Consider the following 19,242-nt stretch of genomic DNA (forward strand, 5'->3'; position numbering starts at 1 on the left):
CCCGTATCGTCGTTCACGACCGGGTTAGCCCGGTCACTGATGGACTGCGTCTCGCGCAGCCGCGGTACCCTGCGACGCGTCGGCGCCCGGTCCGATACGTACAACAATGGCATTTTCTTCGTCCGTCACGGCATAGAGCAGGCCATCCGGTCCCTGGCGCACATCCTTGAAGCGCTGGTGCAAGCCATCGAGCAGGACTTCCTGGCGCATCTCCTCCAGCCGATCGTTGAAAACGACGCGAATAATCGCACCTGTTCCATTGATCTGACCGCGCCGGGCGCTGGCGACGAACAGATTGTTGCTCCAGCCGGGCATCGCCGCCCCGGTGTAGAAGGTAATTCCATTGGGGGCGATGCCCGGTGCCCAGATCAGGAAGGGGCCTTGCGTTCCGGCACCGACCGGCGCCGATGGCAAGGGCGAACCGCCGTATTGCGTCCCGTAAGTGTAGTTCGGCCAACCATAGTTCTTGCCCGGGATCAGAACGTTCAGCTCATCGCCGCCCTGCGGTCCATGCTCGGAAGCAACAATACGGCCGGTTTGCGGATCGATCGCCAGGCCAAGGGCATCGCGGTGCCCGTAAGTCCAGATTTCGGGCCGCGCGCCCTTGACCCCGACGAACGGATTATCCGCCGGGATGCTGCCGTCGAACCCGACCCGCAGGACCTTGCCGTAAATATTATCGGTGCGTTGAGAACTCTCGATATCTCGTTCGCTCAGCGCTCCCACGGACATGTAGATATGCCGATCGTTACCGATCATGATCCGCGAGCTGCCGGGCCCAATCAGCGATTCGCCGACCATGAGATCCTTGATGTCGGTCAGCCGCAGGTCATCGAGCCTGGCCCGGGCAAGCACCGTGACGCCCTTGATCCTCTTTTCGACGGGATCGTAGCCGTCCGGTCGGTTGTAAGTGAAATACACCAGCCGGTTCTTCGCAAAATCCGGGTCGGGCTTCACATCCTGAATGCCCATCATGTCCAGCGGATTCAGATGCTCGGCTTTGGAATACTCCGGTGCGTTGGCAACAGGCTGTGGCACCAACTCCGGATTGGGACCCGTGGCATGCCGCAGCAGGCGCAGCCGCTGACCGCGCTCCACGATCAATGCATCCCCATTGGGCAGGAAAGCGAGACTGAAGACATTCACAAGACCTCGGGCAACAATCTCCACTTTCACCGAAGACTGTTCTGCGCTGGGAAAGGTGAAGGGCCCGGGGCCCGGCGCTTCGACCGGAAAACCGACTTCGGGCACACCGGACGCCATGGCTGGTATCGTTGCGACCGCTGACAGAACCAGCCAGCCGGAACGCCTCCCTACGCTGAGCATCCGCTTCGCCAAGCCGCCAAACCCGTTCATTCACCCACTCCTGTCAGTGCCCGATCACCGAGCCCCCAAAGCGTCAGTCTAGTATCTCAGAGGAATGCGGACTGATTGCAGGGTCGGTCAATTTCTTGGCATCTTGGGTCGAATACCGGCGCAGCGTTTGGTTTGCCACCCGGCTTCAGGTTGCGACGCGGAATCCCGGCTTGCCTCGCGCCGAAGGCAACTGCCCCGCCGACATATTTCAAGATTGAAATATGTCGATCTGCGCCTAAACTCTCCACACGCGATGGCCTCAGGCTGTGCGTCAGTGCAACATAGGCGTTGCGGTTATGCCATACGGGGGTAACAGCATGACCGGCTGCGGGACGTTACAAGGGTTCTCCCGCAGGTAGTGGGGCACTATTGGGGATCGAGGCCAACAGATCAATGAAGCCAGAAGCTGCTGACGAGACTCAAACGGCCTACGAAATTGAAACCGCACGATTTCGCGAAGTTCTGGCGAAGGGGCGGTCATCCAATCAGCTCGCTCTGTTCGATCTCCTGGTTGAGCGTTCTCGCGACCACCGCTCGCCCAAGGAAGTCGAGCTTGCCATCGCCCTTTTCGGCAACGACGCCATGCTGGATTCCACCGCAGGATCGGGCGTGCGGGTCTATGTCCATCGCCTGCGCAAGCGAATCGACGATTATTATCACGGCAAAGAAGGTCCGCGCCTCGTCATTCCGAAGGGGGTATACCGGATCGTTCTGCAAGACGGCGAGGCTACGGACAGCGACGCCGATCTGCCGGCATGGCTGAGACGGTTGATCGGGCTGCCCCCGGCCCTCTCCATCGGATTGGTCCTCATCGCCTGCGCCTGCGTGGCATTCATCGGTTGGAGCCTCTGGTCGACGGCTTCGATTTCGACGGCAAGCAAGAGCGGCAGCCGCCAGGCCCTGCTCGGAGACGCGGCCAAGTTGTCCAAGCCGCTGATCGCTGTAGGCGACAGCCGCTTGCTGGCCGAAACTCCCGACCAGCGCAGTATCCGGCGGATGATCCTCAATCCCGAGGTCCAGACGCGCGACGATTTCAGCGAGTATCTGAAAGCCCATCCGGAGTCCTTCTACGAACTGTTCGATTTCGATCTGAACTTTGCGCCCATCGGTTCGGTCGAAGCTGCCTGGACAGTTCAGGACAGGCTTGGCCTGACTGGCGGGGCCACTGGCGAAACCGGCCAACTCGTTCCCGTCTCCGCACTGAGTGCCGATCTGCTCGAGAGCCATGACATCATTTACGTAGGCCGGCTGTCACAGCTTGGAATTCTGGAATCGCGGGTCTTTGCCCAGTCCCGCTTCCGTCCGGAAGGCTACGACGGTCTGGTCGATGTCGCGAAGCGCAGGAAATTCCAGGGCCAGGTCTATCGAGGCGAAGGTTCGGCATCCGCAAAGGACTACGGCTATCTTGCCGTCCGAACCGGTTCCTCCGGACGTCGCATGATCGTGCTGGCCGGCATCGGCGACAGTGGAACCAATGCCATTGTCGACCTCATGAAGACACCACATGTCATTTCTGCGTTGAAACGCAAGATCGGCGGTGCGCGCAACTTCGAGGCTCTGTTCGAGGTCACCGGGAGCAGCGGTGCCCCGTCCCAAAAGCGCCTCGTTTCAGTTCACGCCCTGAACTGATCTCGACCGCAGAACCTGTCTTTGGATTGAAGGAACGCGGGTTATGACGTTCAGGACAACCGGGCAAATCCGTTCCGCCCATATCGATGACACCGGGATCGTCTTCTATCCCCGCTATTTCGAAATGCTCAATGCTGCGGTCGAGGACTGGTTCGCCCGGGGCCTCGGGGCAAGCTTCAATTCCATGCACCTGGATCGCGGCATCGGGGTTCCTACCGTACAGCTATCTGCAGAGTTGGAGGCACCCAGCACCCTTGGCGAGGAACTGACGATACTGCTCACGCCCGGCAGGATCGGTCGCAGCAGTTGTTGCTACGACGCCGTATTCACCGCAAGGGGTCTGGTTCGGCTCCGGGCCACGGGAACTCTTGTCTGCATGAACCTTGAGACTCGGAAATCCGAACCCTGGCCTGAAGATATACGCGAGCGGATGACGCAATACCTCGTGCCGATCGTCTGAACCCTAAAGGCGCAAGACGAACAAGCTCTCGCTGCGCAGGATATTTACAGGGTAACGCCGGCCGAAACCGAATACAGATCCACGCGTATTCACGAAAGCCGGTCGGCACATCGAATGCACCGACCATCTCCAGCTCACCCGCCCCGTCCACAGGGAACGGAGCGGACCTGCGTCCTGGGGGAAAGGCCTAAAGCGGCTCGTTCCAATCCTTCAACGGAACGATGTCGAGAGTGGCGACCTTACCGTTCGAGGCCAGTCCCATGCGTATCTCGACGACGCCCTTGGCGAAGCGCGCACGGTAGCGATACAGGGTTTCACCGCATTGCGCCGGTCGGTCGAACAGCGCAAAATCGGAAAGCGGCCCAAGCTCACCCAGCATTCCGGCGTAAAGCGCCGTGAGTTCGTTATAATCGAGCTCAGCGAAATCGACGAAATCGGATTGCGTCGTGCGACCGGCAACAATCGCCTCGATCAGTGCGCGGGCCTTGGCCGTGACATTTGCGTCCGCATCGCTGCGCGGGCTGGCCGGCGCGCCTGCAAGCGCAGGATCGGTCAAACCCGCAATACTCCGCGCGAGGTAGCGGGCGTCGGCCTTCTCGCCGTTGGCATAGACCACAACGGTAAGATCCCGCCCCGGATACCGCAGGGTATAGGTCTGGAAACCCTGCCAGCTGCCTGCCTGGCTCCATGTCACCTGCTTGCCTTGCCGGTCGGTCGACCATCCCGGCACGTATGCGCAGCTCTGTCCGTCGCCAAGGCTCGCCTTCTTCGCCAGAATGTCCCACGATTTCGCGCTCAGCAGGCGTCGCTGTGAAACGGCATTCGCCCACGCCGCATAATCGAGTACCGAGAGGTAGAGCGAACCGTCGGCCGTGGAGTTCGCAGTCTGGGAGATCCATTCCGCATTGCGCAAACCCTTTTCGCGCAGTTCGTATCCCGTCGACCGGTTGGGGATGATCGCCATTTCGTCGATGCCCCGCGCCGATTGCATGCCGAGCGGTTTGAAGATCCGGCGATCCATGAACTTCGTCCAGTGTTCGCCGGTAACTTCTTCGATCATGAAGCCAAGCACGATGTATCCGGCATAGCTGAAACGCCAGCGGGCTCCGGCCGGAGAATTGATGTCCTGCGAGGCAATGATGTCGAGCAGCTCTGCATTGGTATACTCTGCCCGAAAATCGCCATTCGGCGTGGCTGGCAGGCCCGAAGTGTGATCGAGCAACTGGCGCACGGTTACCTTGGCCCACTTGGCGGGCACTCCCGACAGGTAGCGCTTCACCGGCGCGTCCAGTTCGATCTTGCCGTCTTCCACCAACAGCATGACGGCTGCCGCGGTCAACTGCATGCCGGTGGCGCCGATCTTGAACATCGTATCGGGATGAACCGGCACGCCATGCTCTATATCGGCCTGTCCGAAGGACTGCACCCGCGCCAGACGACCTTCGTCGACAACCGCGATGGCGACGCCGGGCGTCTTGCTGCGCTCCATCTCCGCCGCGACCAGATCATCGACCGGGTCAGCATGAGCCGCAGTGGAAAGAAGCGCGGAAAGAAGAAGACCGAAGCGCATGGAGTTACCGATATTCATAAGCGAAATTTGCCTTTCACGCGGGCTCATCGAAATTGCTAAAGCGGCCGGATTGTTTCTGGTCCCGGCCAGCCTGCATTCCCCTGCAACATTGGCTTTATTCTGGCGCCGGGGAATCGGCTTTCGTGTCGAAGGGGCGATAGGGCGCGACATTGCCGGAACTGTCCCAGATCTCGCCCGATTTCAGCGGCCTGTCGAGCACCGGAGTGGCCCCCACATTGACGTGTTCGATCGTCCGCACCCGGTACAGCGCTTCGAAACCGCTGCGCAACTTGGCCGGATTGGCCGCTAGACGTTCCAGCTGGTCGAAGTTCCCGACCAGTTGCGCGGCTTCCTTGAGACCGGCGTCCCCTATCCCCGCGATCACCAGAAGGCGATTGTCTGCCGGGCCGGGTACGCTCGCAAGATAGGCATAGTCCCTGCGCGCGATCCGTTCGTCGGTCAGTACCATTCCGTCCGACTGATAACGCTTCGAGCTTGCCGCATCGGTCAGGCCCTCGAAGCCCGATTCAATCCGAAAACCGGATGCCTGCCCCAGGGGATCCTTGAGCAGTGGCGGCATGCCATTGAACTGCCCGACATAAATGATGTCTGAAGCCTTGAGCATTTCCGGGGTCAGCTGCGAGGCCGCCACGAGCCTGGTCGACCGCCTCCGGAGCGAAGGCAGCTGATTGATATCGGCGCGAACTGCCGAAAGCGCCTGAATCGATCCACCGCTTACGAACTGCTGGTTGTAATCGACAATGCTGTGCGCATGGGCGGGATCGAGCATCTGCAGAATCGTCAGGTCTTCACGGGTGGGGACCTCCTTGTCCCACACCAGCTGCGGCCCGGCATCCGGTGTCCCGCCCGGAGAGTCGAGTTGCGCGAAAAGGTAGTAATCGCCCACCACGACGACGAGGGGGCGCTCGCTCTGATCGAAGGCCTGCCATACCTGGGTCTGCGCCAGCGGCGGCGTCGACCGATTCAGCCACCACCATCCCGCGATCACGCAGACAAGTGCCGCAGCGACCATAGCCGCCATGCGCCTGTAGCGAGGCCCGCCGCGTACCGTTACCCCCGATTCCGGCTGAGGTTGCCCGGTAACTTCGCCGTCGTCCTCATCGCTCAGACAGATGCGATACTCCCCCACGGGAATGTAGAGCCTCGGCCCGGAGATTTCCGCAAAGGCACTGTCGAGCGCCTTTCTCAAACGATGCACGTAGACCCGAACGTTGGCATCCTGTCCGGTGTCCAGGAAATTTTCGTCGGCGAAGGCTTCCGAGGCAATTGTCTGTTCCGACGGGGTTTCGCCAGCCATCGTTTTCGTCAGCAAATAGTCGAACAGACGAAGCAGGCGGTCAGAACGGCTTCCTTCGAGAGCCCCGCGCACCGTGTCGGCTGCAGCGAGCAAGCGGGCGTCGTCCTGATTCAAACGGGCCGAACTCACAGGATCACCGCTCCAGTCCATAGTTTACGTGGCGTAACAATGAATCGATATTGCACCATTCAATGCACAAATAGCAACAGTTCATCGCAGGCGGAGGATCCGCAGTCACGCCGACAATAGAATGGCAGGTAGCATATTTCATCGGCCCGGCCTCCAATCACCGGCTCGTTCACTGTAAGCTTCCGGTTTCTGAACGACACATAATCTTGTTCTACCCATGCCACTCGATGCCAGACACGGTTTATGCGCCCATTTTCGACACCCATCGTGACTTGCAAGGTTACAAATAAAACACTTATATAACATAGATTTGGATTTAAGATGTAACGGTTTCACAACTGTAATCGCCTTCGCCGGCCGACGCGATGGCCCCAAGTAGAACCCACAAGCAACCACGGTGCGACGACAGAGGTGAAGCGCAGCAAAGCCAGTGCAACTCAGGTTCAGGCCCAATGAACGGGGCGACGTGAAAGACAACGTCGGTCCGCAAATTTCGGGGCATCCAACCCTCGTTGCCAACTGCATCTTCCCCCCGGTCAGCCTCAGATGGAGAAGTCTCATGAAGTTATTCGGAAAGATCGCAGTCATTGCAGCCGGCGTCGGCGCGCTGGGCGCCGCTGTCGCCACTCCGGCTCTGGCTCACCATTCGTTCGCGATGTTTGACCAGACGACCAAGCTCGCCAAGGCTCAGGTCACTGTTGCAGAATTCAGGTTCACCAATCCTCACTCGTTCGTCGTCGTTAACGTCACCGAGGGATCGAAGGTCACCCGCTATGTCCTCGAATGCAGCAGCGTGAACATGCTGCGCAAGAGTGGCTGGAAGTTCAACACGATCAAGCCGGGCGACAAGGTGGACATCACCTACTATCCGCTCCGCAACGGCAAGCCGGGCGGGATGCTCAACAGCATCAAGGTTCCCGACGGACGTACCCTCTCCAGCTGGTAAGCCATCGTCCCGAACTCGAGAAAAAATGACGCCTGGCCGAGTTCGGCCAGGAGGGGGAAATCAAATGTTCAAATCGAAACTCGCACTTGTTCTTACGGTCGCACTGGCATCGGTCAGTAGCCACGCAGAGACGGTCCGCGCCGAAACAGGCCAGGCCGCAACGGTCCGCGACGTAAAGATCCAGGGGACGGATATCTCGGGCGTCTGGGAAATGTACCCCGATCCCTTCGCCGGATCCGAGCTGTCTTTTCTGGAGCTACCGGTACCGGGCGACGGTCCGAAACTGAAAGAGCCCTGGGCATCCCAATGGAAGAAGCTGCGCACAGAACGTGAGGAACTGCTCAAGGCCGGCACTCCGCGCGTCGATGCCAGCACCCAGTGCCTGCCTGAAGGCATGCCGGCGATCATGGGCGCGATCTTCCCGCTGGAGATCCTCCAGACGCCGGGCCAGGTGACGGTGCTCGCAGAGTTCCTGACCCAGACCCGCCGCATCTATCTCGATCGTCCGATGCCCGCTGCCGATGAGCTCAACCCCAACTTCTACGGCTTCTCGACCGGCCACTGGGAAGGGGACACCCTGGTCATTACCACCAAGGGCATCAAGGAACGCCCTGTATTCTTCGAGATTCCGTTCAGCTCGGAAATGGAGATCACGGAGCGCATCCGCCTGACCGGACCGGATCTGCTCGAGGACGTCATCACGATCAAAGACCCGAGGCTCGTGGAACCTTACACTTTCACTTACGGATACAAGCGCAATCCGGAATACGTGATCGAGGAATACTTCTGCGAGCGTGAAGATCCGCTGTTCAAGGTCGGCGACGACGGCACGATCGAAATGAAAACCGCCGACGAAATCCAGTAAACGCCACAAGGGCCGTCGCCTGATTGGGACGGCCCACCACGGGAGACCATCGATGAATCCCAGACGCGATTTCTTGCGCCATTCACTGGCGCTGGGCCTCGCCACCAGCATTGGTGGTCCTCTCGTTTCCCCGCTTTCTGCCGCTGCCCCGCGACGCGGCGCAGCGGCCGTGAACGGGGCTGTGCCGGTTGACGGCACGGTAACCCGCCTCGGCGGTCAGGGCGATGGCTACAAGATGACCGTGGCTGCGGATGGCCGGCAGATCGTTGTCGTCAACGACGGCCCCGGCTGGGCCCCTCCCCCCGCCACCTTCTTCAGCACCCGGTTGTGGACTGCAGAAGGGCCGCCGAGCGACGTGCGCTTCGCACAACTCGACGGTTATCCTTTCGTCGATCGCGCGGCCCATCCCGAAAACGCCCCGCACTATTATGGCAATGGCGTCATCGCGATTGGCCAGAACCTCTATCAGTTCCTCGCCACGCTCGATGCGGCCGAAGACCGGCCACGGCGCTGGACCGGCGCCAAGTTGATCCATTCTTCCGATGGCGGGGCCACGTGGCAGAACCTTGACGGTTCCCGCCCGGTCGTTTGGGAGGACTGGAACGAGCAATCGCGAACGCGGTTTCCTTTCTTCAACGAACCCGACGGCTGCTTTTCCCTGCTCGCCTTCCTCCAGCAAGGCCGGGCCTATGGCGCAAACCGCGACGGGTACGTCTATGTCTATGGCCTCAACGGCAGCGTCGACGGATTGATGAACCAGTTGATGCTGTTCCGCGTCCCCAAGGAACGGCTGCTCGATCGCTCCGCCTATCGCTTTTTCGCCGGCCGCGCGGGCAGCGGCAGGGCACGCTGGTCGGCCGACATCGCCGACCGCCGGCCGGTACACACCTTCCCGCGCGGCTGGGTCAACTACACCAACCTGTTCCCGGGCGATCTCGTGGTCGAATCCTGGCTGCCCAGCGTGGTCTGGAATGAACCGCTGGGGCTTTACATGATGTCCAGCGCCGGGATCGGTTGCGCACCCGATGGAACCGAATTCGGCAAGCCCAGCTATCTGGGCCTGTGGGTATCGGACAATCCCTGGGGTCCGTGGCGCCAGATCCACGAAGACACCGCTTGGACGCCGGGTGGAGATCCGAAGGCACGCGCCTATTCGCCGCAGATCGCGCCGGGCTGGATCTCCGCCGATGGCAAATCCTTCTGGCTGGTTTGGCCCGATCTCGCCGGAATCCGGGAGTTCGGGCGCGACGAAGAACTTGTGGACGCGGAAATGAGCAAGGCGCGCGACGCCAGTGAACGGACAACGATCGAGGCAGCTATCCTGCGCCGCTACCTGCCGGGCTTTGCCATGAACGCGCAACGCTTCGATATTCGAACCGACTGACCGTTCCACCCCATCCACCAGAGCCGTTCGAGGCATACCGATCTCCCCATCCATGGACGCGCTGGCCGCCACGCGGGCCATTCGCCGCAGCGATGCGTCCGGGAGCGCGCGCTGGAGCCGATCAACATCATCGATTGAAATGCACTTGCTCCCTCGCCGGACAGTCCGCATTACGCAGCAAAGGCGCGGCTGCGTATTACCGGCTTTGGCGAAGGGGAGATCATGGCGCCGACCAGACAGATCCACAGCTGCAATGACGGGCGCAATGCCTTCGTCGCACAGTTCCCCGGACAGGGCAACGCTGTGCATCTGTGCACATGGGGACTTCCCGATAATCAGTTCGCGAGTGCCCCGGGCTCCATCGGCCATGACCGGACGGGCCAGCGAGAGGACGATCCGCAACTGGCATGGCAAGCTCCCGTCCGGGCAGGCACTGGAGACCCTGCATGAGCAAATCCACCCCTCCTTGCACCTATGAAGAGCTGGAACGCTCCCTGCCCTACCTCGTCAATCGGCTGGCCATGCTCGGCCAGGCCACGCAGAGGCGCATGCTGCAGAAGAACAACCTCAATCTGGTAACCCTGCGGACGATGTCGATCCTGCAGATCGAGGACGGACTGACAATCAACGAGATTTCCGCCCGTACCTTCACGGAGCAATCCTCTATCAGTCGTGCAGTCGATGCCATGGTTATCCAGGGCCTGGTCGAACGTCGAGTTCCGAAACATGACCAACGCCGCCGAGAAGTCATGCTCACCGACAAGGGCCGCGATCAGCTTTTCGAGAACTGGCCGGCAATGGATGAATACTTCACGACATTGAGCGAGGGTATAGCGGAGGCGGAACGCCAGGTGTGCCGCGACGTGCTCAACCGGATGCTGGCAAACCTGATCGAGCTCAACGGATAGGCTGCCCCACTGGCAAGCGAGACAGCACGCCGAGATTGTATCGAGAAAATCGGCACTCGATACGGGAAGGACACCTGTCCCGGCAGGGCGTGGCCGAACATGCAAACTAAGATGGCACCTGCGCAATACCGCCTTTCGGGTGGATCGTCATTCATTGCGCGATAGAATAACCAGCCGTGCCACGGGGGCGGAATGACGCAGAAAACAGGAGCACTCGCGGCCAACGCGGCCAATTTCGGAGCGCCTTGTCGCAGGACCACCCGTGCCTTGACGACAGTTCTCGCGATCCTGACCTACGCTGCGGCGATGAGCGTCGTGGCCGGAATTATCCCCCTGATGTCGGCCTACGTTCCTGGTGCATATCCACCCGAGATCCAATCGTTCGCCTGTGTCGTGATGGTGCTGTTCGCCATCTGCGGCCAGCGATCGGTTACGCATGTTCGCAGTGCCGGGGCATTCGGCCCCCGCATCGCCCTCAACCTCGACGGCGAAAAGTCCGCCCTTCAAATCCTGCAGCCTGCAACGAACCGCTGCCTCGCTGCCTAACCCTATGGAAACGACAATGTCCTCTCAGAACACTGCCCATTTCGAACGCCCCGAAATCAGGCTCCCATCAGGGCGTATCCTCCTGAACGGCGAGTTGGTCCAGCCGCGCGGTGCCGAACGGACGATCGATGCGATAGATCCGGCAACCGGCGCGACGATCATGTCATTCGCGGCCTGCTCTGCCGAGGATGTCGACCGGGCGGTGAATGCCGCGCACGCCTGCTTCGAAAGCCGCGCATGGCAGGCGATGCGCCCGCTGGACCGCGGTCGGTTGCTGGAGAACCTCGCGCTGCTGGTCGAACGCTATCGCGAGGAACTGGCGGCGCTGGAATCGCTCGACAGCGGCAAGCTGCTTGCCGTGACCAATGCGATCGATCTGCAGTTCACCATCGACGGATTGCGCTATTTCGCCGGGTGGGCGTCCAAGATCAACGGCGAGTATGTGACCCACAACCCGCTGGTGCCTGAGGACGCCGTCTATCGCGCCTATACGCAGCGCCGCCCCATCGGCGTGGTCGGCGGCATCACGCCGTGGAACTTCCCGATCGGACAGGCGATCCAGAAGATTGCGCCTGCGATCGCCTTCGGGTGCACCGTAGTGCTCAAGCCGTCGGAGGAAAGCTCGCTCACCACGTTGCGGCTGGGCGAACTGATCGTCGAAGCCGGCTTCCCTGCCGGCGCCGTCAACATCGTCACCGGCTACGGCGCCGAGGCGGGCGCGGCCCTTGTCGATCATCCGCGCGTGCGCAAGATTGCCTTCACCGGATCGACGGCGACCGGCCAACGCATCCTGGCGGCCTCGGCTGCGACCATGAAGCGGGTGACCCTGGAACTTGGCGGGAAATCGCCCACGATCATCCTCGCCGATGCGGATCTGGATCGCGCCATTCCCGGCGCGGCCGCGGCAATCTTCTCCAACTCGGGCCAGATCTGCACGGCCGGTTCGCGCCTGCTGGTCGAGGATGCGGTCTATGATCGGGTCATGGACGGAGTGGCGGGCATCGCCGAAGCCCTGCGACTGGGGTCCCCCTTCGATCCGGCAACGCAGATCGGCCCCCTGATTTCGCCACGCCAGCGCGATCGCGTGAGCCAAATCGTCGCTGCAGGCGTGCAAGAAGGTGCCGAAGTGGTGGCCGGCGGACGCGTCGAAGAGACGGCAGGCTGGTTCTATCGCCCGACGCTGCTTGCAAATGTCGATCCCGACATGGTCGTAATGCGCGAGGAGATCTTCGGCCCGGTGGTCTGCGCAACGCGCATCACCGACCGTTCACAGATCGTGCCGATGGCGAACGACACCCCGTTCGGCCTTGCCGCCAGCGTCTGGACGCGCAACCTCGACCATGCGCATCTGCTGGCCGAACGGATCGATGCCGGGACGGTGTGGCTCAATACCCACAACGTTCTGGATCTCGCCATGCCATTCGGGGGAGGCAAGCTCTCGGGCCTTGGGCGCGAGTTCGGCAGCGAGGCTGTCCACGCATTTACCGAGCCCAAAGCCGTCTGCATGCGGCTCGAAGGCAACTACGAATTCGGATAAGCCGGAACCGTCGCTACCGCCCGACGCAGCCAGAGCTGAAAAGGCTCAGAAGCGATCCGGGCGGTAGGGAGTGGGATCGAGCGCCGGCGTCTTTCCGGTCACCAGATCGGCGACAATTTCACCGGCCGCCGGCGCGGTCCCGAAACCATGGCCGGAAAAACCCGTTGCCAGGGTAAGGTTCGGCAAGCGCGCGACCGGGCCGATCACAGGCATGGAATCCGGCGTAACGTCGATCATTCCGCCCCATTCCTGTGCGATCTTCGCCTTTGCAAAGACCGGCCAGGCCGCGATCAGATTGCGCATCGCTTCCTCGTTAAGCGAATGCCTGACATCCGGGTCCATGGTCCGGATCTTTTCGAAGGGCGATAGGGCATCTGCCTTCCAGCGCCGCGACAACGCCAGATCGTCGAAGAACTCGCGTCCGAACGAGACACGCAAGTTGCGCCACTGGGCCATCAGTGTGGGCAGATATTTCAGCCCGATCAGAAAGTGGTCGAGGGTCAGCGGGGCGAACAAGGCACCTCGCTGGGTGATGGTGTAGCCGCCATCAAGCCGCTTGCGGAACGAGAAATCCGTGCCGCCCACGGCGCAGTCGGTCGGCCCGTCCATCGGTTCGGTCCGCAAAACCGCGGCGACCAACGGTAAAGTCAGCAGCCTTACGCCATGGTTCCCAAGGAACCTGCGCGACCATACGCCACCGGCCAACACCACCTGCGAGCAGCGGATTTCCCCCTGTTCGGTCACCACGCCGCTGACCGCCCCGCCGGTGGTCTCCAGTTTGCGCACCGCGCAATTTTCGACGATGATGGCGCCCTTGGCCATTGCGGCCTTGGCAATGGCGCTCGAGGCCATGGTCGGCTCAGCCCGTCCATCGGACGGGGTGAGGATCCCCCCGGCCCACGTCCCGGTACTCCCGGGAAAAAGCTCCGCGACCTGACCCGGTGTCAGCATTCGGGAATCGACCCCCGATCCGCGCACCGACGTCAGCCAGCTTTCATGGACTGCAAGTTCTTCCGGCGTGCGCGAGACATAGGCGATCCCGGCCTGGCGAAAGCCGCAATCATCCCCCACGCGCTGCGGCGTCTGCGCCCACAGCCGTTCTGCCGCCTGAGCCATCGGCAGATCGGGCACCGGGCGCATCACCTTGCGCACCCAGCCAAGGTTGCGGGACGATTGTTCGCCGGCGATCCGACCTTTCTCGATCACCACCACGGGTACGCCGCGCTCGGCCAGGCAAAGTGCGGTGGAAAGCCCGACGATGCCGCCACCGATCACCACAACGGTGGTTTGCTTCGGCAGGGCGGGTGATGTTTGGACCGGAACGATCTGAGGAGCCATGAAACAAGGGCCTTGAAAGTTTGGATCAGCCCCGCGACGCGCGGGGCTGACTGTCACTGGGAGACGAGCAGTTCCTTGACGTCGGCCTTGGAAACGCCGCGAACGGCAACCACGTCGATTTCCACCTTGTACTGGGCGGCGCCCAGCGGAGGGCAGGTCATGGTCAGGGTCGGATTGATGCCGCCCATGCGCTTGCCGTATGCCGCCATGATCGTGTCGATATCCTCGGGGAACTGGACGAACACCCGCGCCGAAACGACATCTTCCAGCACCGCATCGACCGCGGCCAGCGCACCGGAAATGTTGTCGAGCACCTGATTGGTCTGTTCGGTCAGATCTTCCGGGATCAGTTTCGTTCGCGGATTGCGTCCGGCAGTGTTGGACACCCAGATCATGTTGTCCACGGCGACCAGCCGCGAATAGGAACCGAGATCCTCGAACTTGTTTCCGGTCTTGACCTTGATGACTTCAGGCATGGAGACTCCTGGTTAGAATTGATGAAGCGTTGGCAATCCGACTATTTCAGTGCCGGCGCGTCCCACAGGTTGAGTTTGACGCCGATCCCGTTGGCGACGGCATTGCGATAGATCACGGTGCCCCAGGCCACGTCCTCGACCGCCAGGCCGCCTACCGAGAGAATGAAGATCTCCTCGTCGTTCTGGCGGCCGGGCGCGTCGCCAGACACGATCGCGCCAAGGTCCTCGAGCGCCTCGCGTGGCAGGCTGCCCTCTTCGACGAGGTCGAAGAAGCGAACGCCGACAGAAGGCACGTGAACATGGCGCGGCGCCGGAAGCTCCTCGAGATAGGCTTCGTACAGGCCTGTGAAGTCCAGGACTTTCCTGATTTCCGGGCCCTGCATGCCCTCGTCGATGTTGCAGGGCGCAGGCATCGACAGGAATGTGCCGGGGCTCACCCATTCACGGCGCACTGTCGGATATTTCGACGGATCGCCGGTCGCAACCGAGGCACAGAAGGTGGCGATATCGGAACCGCGGACGACTTCCTCTTCGGTTTCCACAACCTTGATCGTGGTGATCTGCGGGTAGGTTTCCGCAACCCATCCCGTGAAAGCGTCGAGATTGGCCTTCCCTCGTCCCTTGATCTTCAATGTATCGATCAGCGGGCAGGTCTCCATGAACGCAGCGAGCGAAGTGCGCGCCATGACACCCGGGCCAACGATGCCCACCACGCGCGAATCCCGCCGGGCAAGATGCCGCGCTCCGACACCGGGCACTGCCCCTGTCCGATAGGCCGAAAGAAGGTTGGCCGACATCAGCGCCAGCGGCGCCCCGGTGTCGGCATCATTGAGCATGAAAGTCAGGATCGAACGCGGCAGGCCCTTGTCGCGGTTCTCGATGTTCGATCCGTACCATTTCATGCCTGCGGTGCAGAACGACCCTCCAAGATAGGCCGGCATCGCCATGAAGCGACGATCGGTGGTCGGCTTGGGCATGTCGGGGAATGGCGAATTTTCGGGGAAGACCACGATCGCGCCGTGCGAATTGTTGTTCCCGCCTGCCATGCGATAGTCGCCGATATGCAGAAGGTGGAACATCTCCTCCATGGCATCAACGCACTGGGACATGTTCGTGACGCCCGCGCGGATCATGTCGGGTTCTGAAAGATAGAGAAAATCCACCCGGGGCAGTGCACTCAGGAGATCGCTACCATCCTTGTCATTTTCGGACATCCTCACGGCGTGAACAGCTTCTGGAGCCACTTGGGCATCGGAGCTCAAATCGGACACATGCACACCTTTTATTTGCCGCTTTTCCCATTATTCGCAGCCAAGACCGACACCTGACAGCTTATTGCGCGGTTTCGGCCCTCCCATGATTACTGTAAATTGCAGCTAGGGATTGACCATTTGCATAATCGGCCAGTATCCATCTCTATCATGCTGGAAGCCAATTCTCTCCCGCCCTCCGAAGGCCAATCGAAAGGCAATCTGGGAACGATCCGGCTGCTTTTTCTGAAGGCCCTGCTCGACGTGCTGTCCGATGTGGGCAAGCGGATCGATCCACTGCTACGCGAACATGGATTGTTTCGGTCGCAGCTTGAAACACCTTACGATTTCATACCGCTCCATCGCTATGTCGCCTTTATGGAACAGGCGGCGCACAAGTTCCAGCGCCCTTATCTGGGGCTTGAAGTGGGAATGAATTTCGGTCTGGCGGACATGGGACCGTTCTACGCACTGCTGCGCGCTTCGGGAACGCTGCGGGGTGCAATGAACTATCTCGGGCTGTTCCAGTCGCGCATGCAAACCCGGACGCTGTTCGACTGCCAGCGCGATCACGAGACCACGACCTATTGGTATCGCATCGAGGATGAAAACGTCTGGCCGCGGGCTCAGGATGCCGAGTTCGCCATTTCGAGCTTCGTCAATCTGGCGAGGCAACTCACGACCCCGAAATGGGCCCCTGCCGGTGTGCATTTCGAACATGCGATCAAGAACCGCGAGAACCGTCTGGAGCAATTTTTCCGGGCACCTGTCGTGGGCAATCAACTGGCCAACGGCCTGGTGATCCGGAACGATGACCTTGACCAGCCTTTCGTCAGTGCGGTTCCCTCGGAAGACCTCAAGCTGCGAAACATCCTCGAATGGCACCTGCTCGATCTGATGGGGCCGGAAGCAGCACCGAACGAGAGTATCGTGTCCCTGACGAAAGACGTCATCGCGCGCTGGCTCGGACGGACACATGTCGGCTGCGTCACGGTCGCGGCGGAACTCAAGCTCTCGGAACGCTCGCTGCGTCGGCGCCTGACCGAGGAAGGCACATCGTTCCGGGAACTCCTTCAAGAAGCCCGCAAGGAAAGGGCCCGGACAATCCTGTCCAAGCCGGGAATCTCGCTGGCGGTGGCCGCCGAGCAGTTGGGCTATTCCGACACCGCAGTCTTCTCCCGCGCCTTCAAGGACTGGACCGGCGTTTCCCCGGGCCGGTTCCTGCGCAGGCCCGAAGCCTGAAGCCCGAAGTTGAAGATGGCGATGTCGTGTACATCCGGCCTGATTGCGTTCGTACCGACCGACCCATTCTTGCAGGCAGTCTCAGTATGGTGCTCGAAACCGCGACGTGCGGCGCATAGCAGGAATTGACTCCCCCTTCCCGGGCATATCCTCGCCAGACAGTTCCCACCGACGCCACCTGATGGGCCCGTTGAACGTGGTGAAACGGTTCGATACGGGTACGGATCGCCGGACCGTGGGGCGCATCGCGCAACAGCGCCGCAATCCACCTGCCGGCAGCGCGTAGGGCCAAAACCTGCCTGAAACCGGCTCAGGCGGCGAACTTGCAATGCCCGGCCCCGTCTGTCCTTCCGATCGTGACGGGCGTGTAACCTAAAAGTTACCGCAAATCATTTCCGTTGCACGCGCATGGCTGACAGAACTTCGACAGAAGTGCCGCATCGCGGCCAGCGATCTGCAACGAGGGGCAACAATGGGAAGAATACTCGCAATCAGTGCCGCAACGATCTTGTTATGCAGCGGATGCTCGGCGCAGGAAGAACCAAAGGCCGCCGACATCAAGGCGGAGATGCTCCTGCATGTCCAGCCTGCCGCGGAAACCTTCTGGAACGCCGTGCAGTTCATCAGCGACGAGAATGGATCGCGCGAGATCGTGCCGCAAACCGCGGCGGAATGGCAAGAAGTCCTCGAGGGTGCCCGCGCCCTGAAAAAGTATGGGGCAACACTGCAGGAGCCTGAATATGCTGCAGGCCGCGGTGCGGACTGGAAAGACTATGCCAAGGGTCTTGTCGACGTGGCAGGTCAGGCCGAAGCCGCAGCCCAATCGCATGACCCCGACAAGGTGCTCGAGGTCGGCGGCACGCTCTACAACGTCTGCAGTGCCTGCCACGAAGTATATATGCCCAACCCCGTGAGCGTGGCCCCGGGCATCCCGACCGATGAAAGCACAGGTACGCAACCCTGATGCCGCGCATCGCCTGGTTGGTCGCGGCGCTTGCCTGCCTGCTGGTCTGGCCTGATCTGGCCATGGCGCACGCCGTGGCGCAAGGCGACCGCGCCTTCGTCACGGCAACCCAGGGTCCGGCGGTCGTGCCGTTTCTGTACCTGGGCGCGAAACACATGGTCACCGGGTACGATCACATCCTGTTCCTGATCGGCGTGGTCATGTTCCTCTATCGACTGCGCGACGTGGTCCTCTACGTTTCGATGTTCACGATCGGACATTCGCTGACCCTGCTTCTCGGCGTGCTGTTCCATACCGGCGCGAACAGCCATATCGTGGACGCGATCATCGGCCTGTCGATCATCTACAAGGGGACCGAAAACCTCGGCCTCCTGCGCAAACTGGGCTGGACGTTCGATACCCGTCTGGCGGTTCTCGTCTTCGGGCTCTGCCACGGCCTGGGCCTTGCCACAAAACTGCTCGACCTTTCGATTTCCAACCATGGGCTGGTGATCAATCTGTTGAGCTTCAATCTGGGCGTGGAACTGGGCCAGATCCTCGTCCTGTTCTTCGTCGTCTCCCTGCTCAACCTCTGGCGCAGCCGCCCGGGCTTCAAGTCCGGTGCGCGAGTTGCAAACTGGGTCCTGGTGGCAGGCGGGGCAGCGATCATGCTCGAACAGACACGGGAGTATTTCATATCATGACCGATGAACAACCGACCGGCACGCCAAGCCGCGGCAAGATCATTTTGCTCGGCGCTGCTGCTGTTGCGACAGTGACAGCCATTGCAGTGGTTTTCGTCTTCCCTGCCGAGTTCGGCATCGACCCCACCGGGCTTGGCGAGGCAAGCGGTCTGACCGAGATCGCCAATCCGCAGGCAGGCGAAACGCTTGAACGCGGGCTGAAGCGCAAGGGCGTTCTGACTGCAAGCGACACGGCCCTCGCACCGGAGCCGGGTCAAAGCGACCATTGGACGTACGAGCTGCAACCCTATCAGGAGATCGAGCTCAAATACGTTCTCGACAAGGATGCCCCGATTGTCTTTTCGTGGAGCGCCGATGGTCCGCTCAACTACGACATGCATGCCCATCCGTTCGAAGGAGGCGAAGCCCTCACCGAAAGCTACGCGATCGCCAAGGGCAATCAACAGCATGGCCGTTACGTCGCGGCCTTCTCGGGAATTCACGGCTGGCACTGGCAGAACCGGGGGCTGTCGACCGTGCGCCTGACACTCGTCACATCGGGCCGGATTGTCGGCTCGAAGGTGCTCGACGGACGGACCGAGCAGGATCGGGAACTTTCCCCCAACCCCCGGTAATTCAAAGTCGGTCCACAAAACGAGAAA

18 protein-coding genes are annotated in these 19,242 nt (G+C 61.1%); 12 read left to right on the forward strand and 6 right to left on the reverse strand.

Going from position 1 to position 19,242, the window contains the following annotated elements; translation table 11 throughout:
• Positions 1-33 precede the first annotated feature (33 nt).
• Entirely contained in the window at positions 34-1,356 is a 1,323-nt protein-coding gene (locus tag SPHV1_RS06670) for a PQQ-dependent sugar dehydrogenase (protein WP_082430879.1), read from the reverse strand.
• 393 nt (positions 1,357-1,749) lie between these two features.
• Here SPHV1_RS06670 and SPHV1_RS06675 point away from each other — a divergent pair, with 393 nt between their 5' ends.
• Both SPHV1_RS06675 and SPHV1_RS06680 read left to right on the forward strand, forming a co-directional pair.
• Positions 1,750-2,985 (forward strand): hypothetical protein, encoded by a 1,236-nt coding sequence (locus SPHV1_RS06675; RefSeq protein ID WP_054945258.1) that lies wholly within the window; start codon positions 1,750-1,752, stop codon positions 2,983-2,985.
• Between the two features lie 43 nt (positions 2,986-3,028).
• Positions 3,029-3,445: a thioesterase family protein gene (locus SPHV1_RS06680; protein WP_054945259.1), complete on the forward strand. Its 417-nt coding sequence runs from the start codon at positions 3,029-3,031 to the stop codon at positions 3,443-3,445.
• Positions 3,446-3,632: 187 nt separating this feature from the next.
• On the opposite strand, the gene SPHV1_RS06685 is transcribed toward SPHV1_RS06680, so the two are convergent.
• Entirely contained in the window at positions 3,633-5,033 is a 1,401-nt protein-coding gene (locus SPHV1_RS06685; protein ID WP_054945260.1) for a serine hydrolase, read from the reverse strand.
• Positions 5,034-5,130: 97 nt separating this feature from the next.
• The gene (locus SPHV1_RS06690; protein WP_156367269.1) at positions 5,131-6,426 is read right to left on the reverse strand and encodes a hypothetical protein; all 1,296 of its coding nucleotides are present in this window, start codon (positions 6,424-6,426) and stop codon (positions 5,131-5,133) included.
• Between the two features lie 595 nt (positions 6,427-7,021).
• Here SPHV1_RS06690 and SPHV1_RS06695 point away from each other — a divergent pair.
• From SPHV1_RS06695 to SPHV1_RS06720, 6 genes are all read left to right on the forward strand, one after another.
• A complete protein-coding gene (locus tag SPHV1_RS06695; protein WP_054945262.1) occupies positions 7,022-7,408 on the forward strand; it encodes a DUF6152 family protein in 387 nt (128 codons plus the stop codon).
• A gap of 64 nt (positions 7,409-7,472) precedes the next feature.
• Positions 7,473-8,273 carry a hypothetical protein gene (locus SPHV1_RS06700; protein WP_176167923.1) on the forward strand — a complete coding sequence of 267 codons (801 nt, stop codon included), beginning with the start codon at positions 7,473-7,475 and terminating at the stop codon, positions 8,271-8,273.
• 52 nt (positions 8,274-8,325) lie between these two features.
• The gene (locus tag SPHV1_RS06705) at positions 8,326-9,657 is read left to right on the forward strand and encodes a DUF4185 domain-containing protein (protein WP_197277668.1); all 1,332 of its coding nucleotides are present in this window, start codon (positions 8,326-8,328) and stop codon (positions 9,655-9,657) included.
• 446 nt (positions 9,658-10,103) lie between these two features.
• Entirely contained in the window at positions 10,104-10,565 is a 462-nt protein-coding gene (locus SPHV1_RS06710; protein ID WP_054945263.1) for a MarR family winged helix-turn-helix transcriptional regulator, read from the forward strand.
• A gap of 267 nt (positions 10,566-10,832) precedes the next feature.
• Positions 10,833-11,111 (forward strand): hypothetical protein, encoded by a 279-nt coding sequence (locus SPHV1_RS06715; protein ID WP_054945264.1) that lies wholly within the window; start codon positions 10,833-10,835, stop codon positions 11,109-11,111.
• 16 nt (positions 11,112-11,127) lie between these two features.
• Positions 11,128-12,648: an aldehyde dehydrogenase gene (locus SPHV1_RS06720; RefSeq protein WP_082430885.1), complete on the forward strand. Its 1,521-nt coding sequence runs from the start codon at positions 11,128-11,130 to the stop codon at positions 12,646-12,648.
• Positions 12,649-12,693: 45 nt separating this feature from the next.
• Here the strand turns inward: SPHV1_RS06720 and SPHV1_RS06725 are convergent, their stop codons facing one another.
• From SPHV1_RS06725 to SPHV1_RS06735, 3 genes are read right to left on the reverse strand one after another with little or no spacing between them, the layout of a single operon-like run.
• Positions 12,694-13,986, reverse strand: coding sequence for an FAD-binding oxidoreductase (locus tag SPHV1_RS06725; RefSeq protein WP_054945265.1), 1,293 nt, complete (start codon positions 13,984-13,986; stop codon positions 12,694-12,696).
• Between the two features lie 53 nt (positions 13,987-14,039).
• The gene (locus tag SPHV1_RS06730; protein WP_054945266.1) at positions 14,040-14,462 is read right to left on the reverse strand and encodes a Rid family hydrolase; all 423 of its coding nucleotides are present in this window, start codon (positions 14,460-14,462) and stop codon (positions 14,040-14,042) included.
• A 41-nt stretch (positions 14,463-14,503) separates the two neighbouring features.
• Positions 14,504-15,676 carry a tyramine oxidase subunit B gene (locus tag SPHV1_RS06735; RefSeq protein WP_197277675.1) on the reverse strand — a complete coding sequence of 391 codons (1,173 nt, stop codon included), beginning with the start codon at positions 15,674-15,676 and terminating at the stop codon, positions 14,504-14,506.
• A gap of 207 nt (positions 15,677-15,883) precedes the next feature.
• Here SPHV1_RS06735 and SPHV1_RS06740 point away from each other — a divergent pair, with 207 nt between their 5' ends.
• From SPHV1_RS06740 to SPHV1_RS06755, 4 genes are all read left to right on the forward strand, one after another.
• Positions 15,884-16,954, forward strand: coding sequence for an AraC family transcriptional regulator (locus SPHV1_RS06740; RefSeq protein WP_054945267.1), 1,071 nt, complete (start codon positions 15,884-15,886; stop codon positions 16,952-16,954).
• A 472-nt stretch (positions 16,955-17,426) separates the two neighbouring features.
• The gene (locus SPHV1_RS06745; protein WP_054945268.1) at positions 17,427-17,918 is read left to right on the forward strand and encodes a hypothetical protein; all 492 of its coding nucleotides are present in this window, start codon (positions 17,427-17,429) and stop codon (positions 17,916-17,918) included.
• Positions 17,918-18,601, forward strand: coding sequence for a HupE/UreJ family protein (locus SPHV1_RS06750; protein WP_054945269.1), 684 nt, complete (start codon positions 17,918-17,920; stop codon positions 18,599-18,601). Before SPHV1_RS06745 ends, SPHV1_RS06750 begins: the two co-directional genes overlap by 1 nt.
• On the forward strand, positions 18,598-19,215 hold the full coding sequence (locus SPHV1_RS06755) for a hypothetical protein (protein ID WP_054945270.1): 618 nt from the start codon (positions 18,598-18,600) through the stop codon (positions 19,213-19,215). The genes SPHV1_RS06750 and SPHV1_RS06755 overlap by 4 nt, the downstream gene beginning before the upstream one ends.
• The last annotated feature ends 27 nt before the right edge of the window (positions 19,216-19,242 follow it).

The organism is Novosphingobium sp. KN65.2 (genome assembly GCF_001368935.1).
Lineage (GTDB): Bacteria > Pseudomonadota > Alphaproteobacteria > Sphingomonadales > Sphingomonadaceae > Novosphingobium > Novosphingobium mathurense.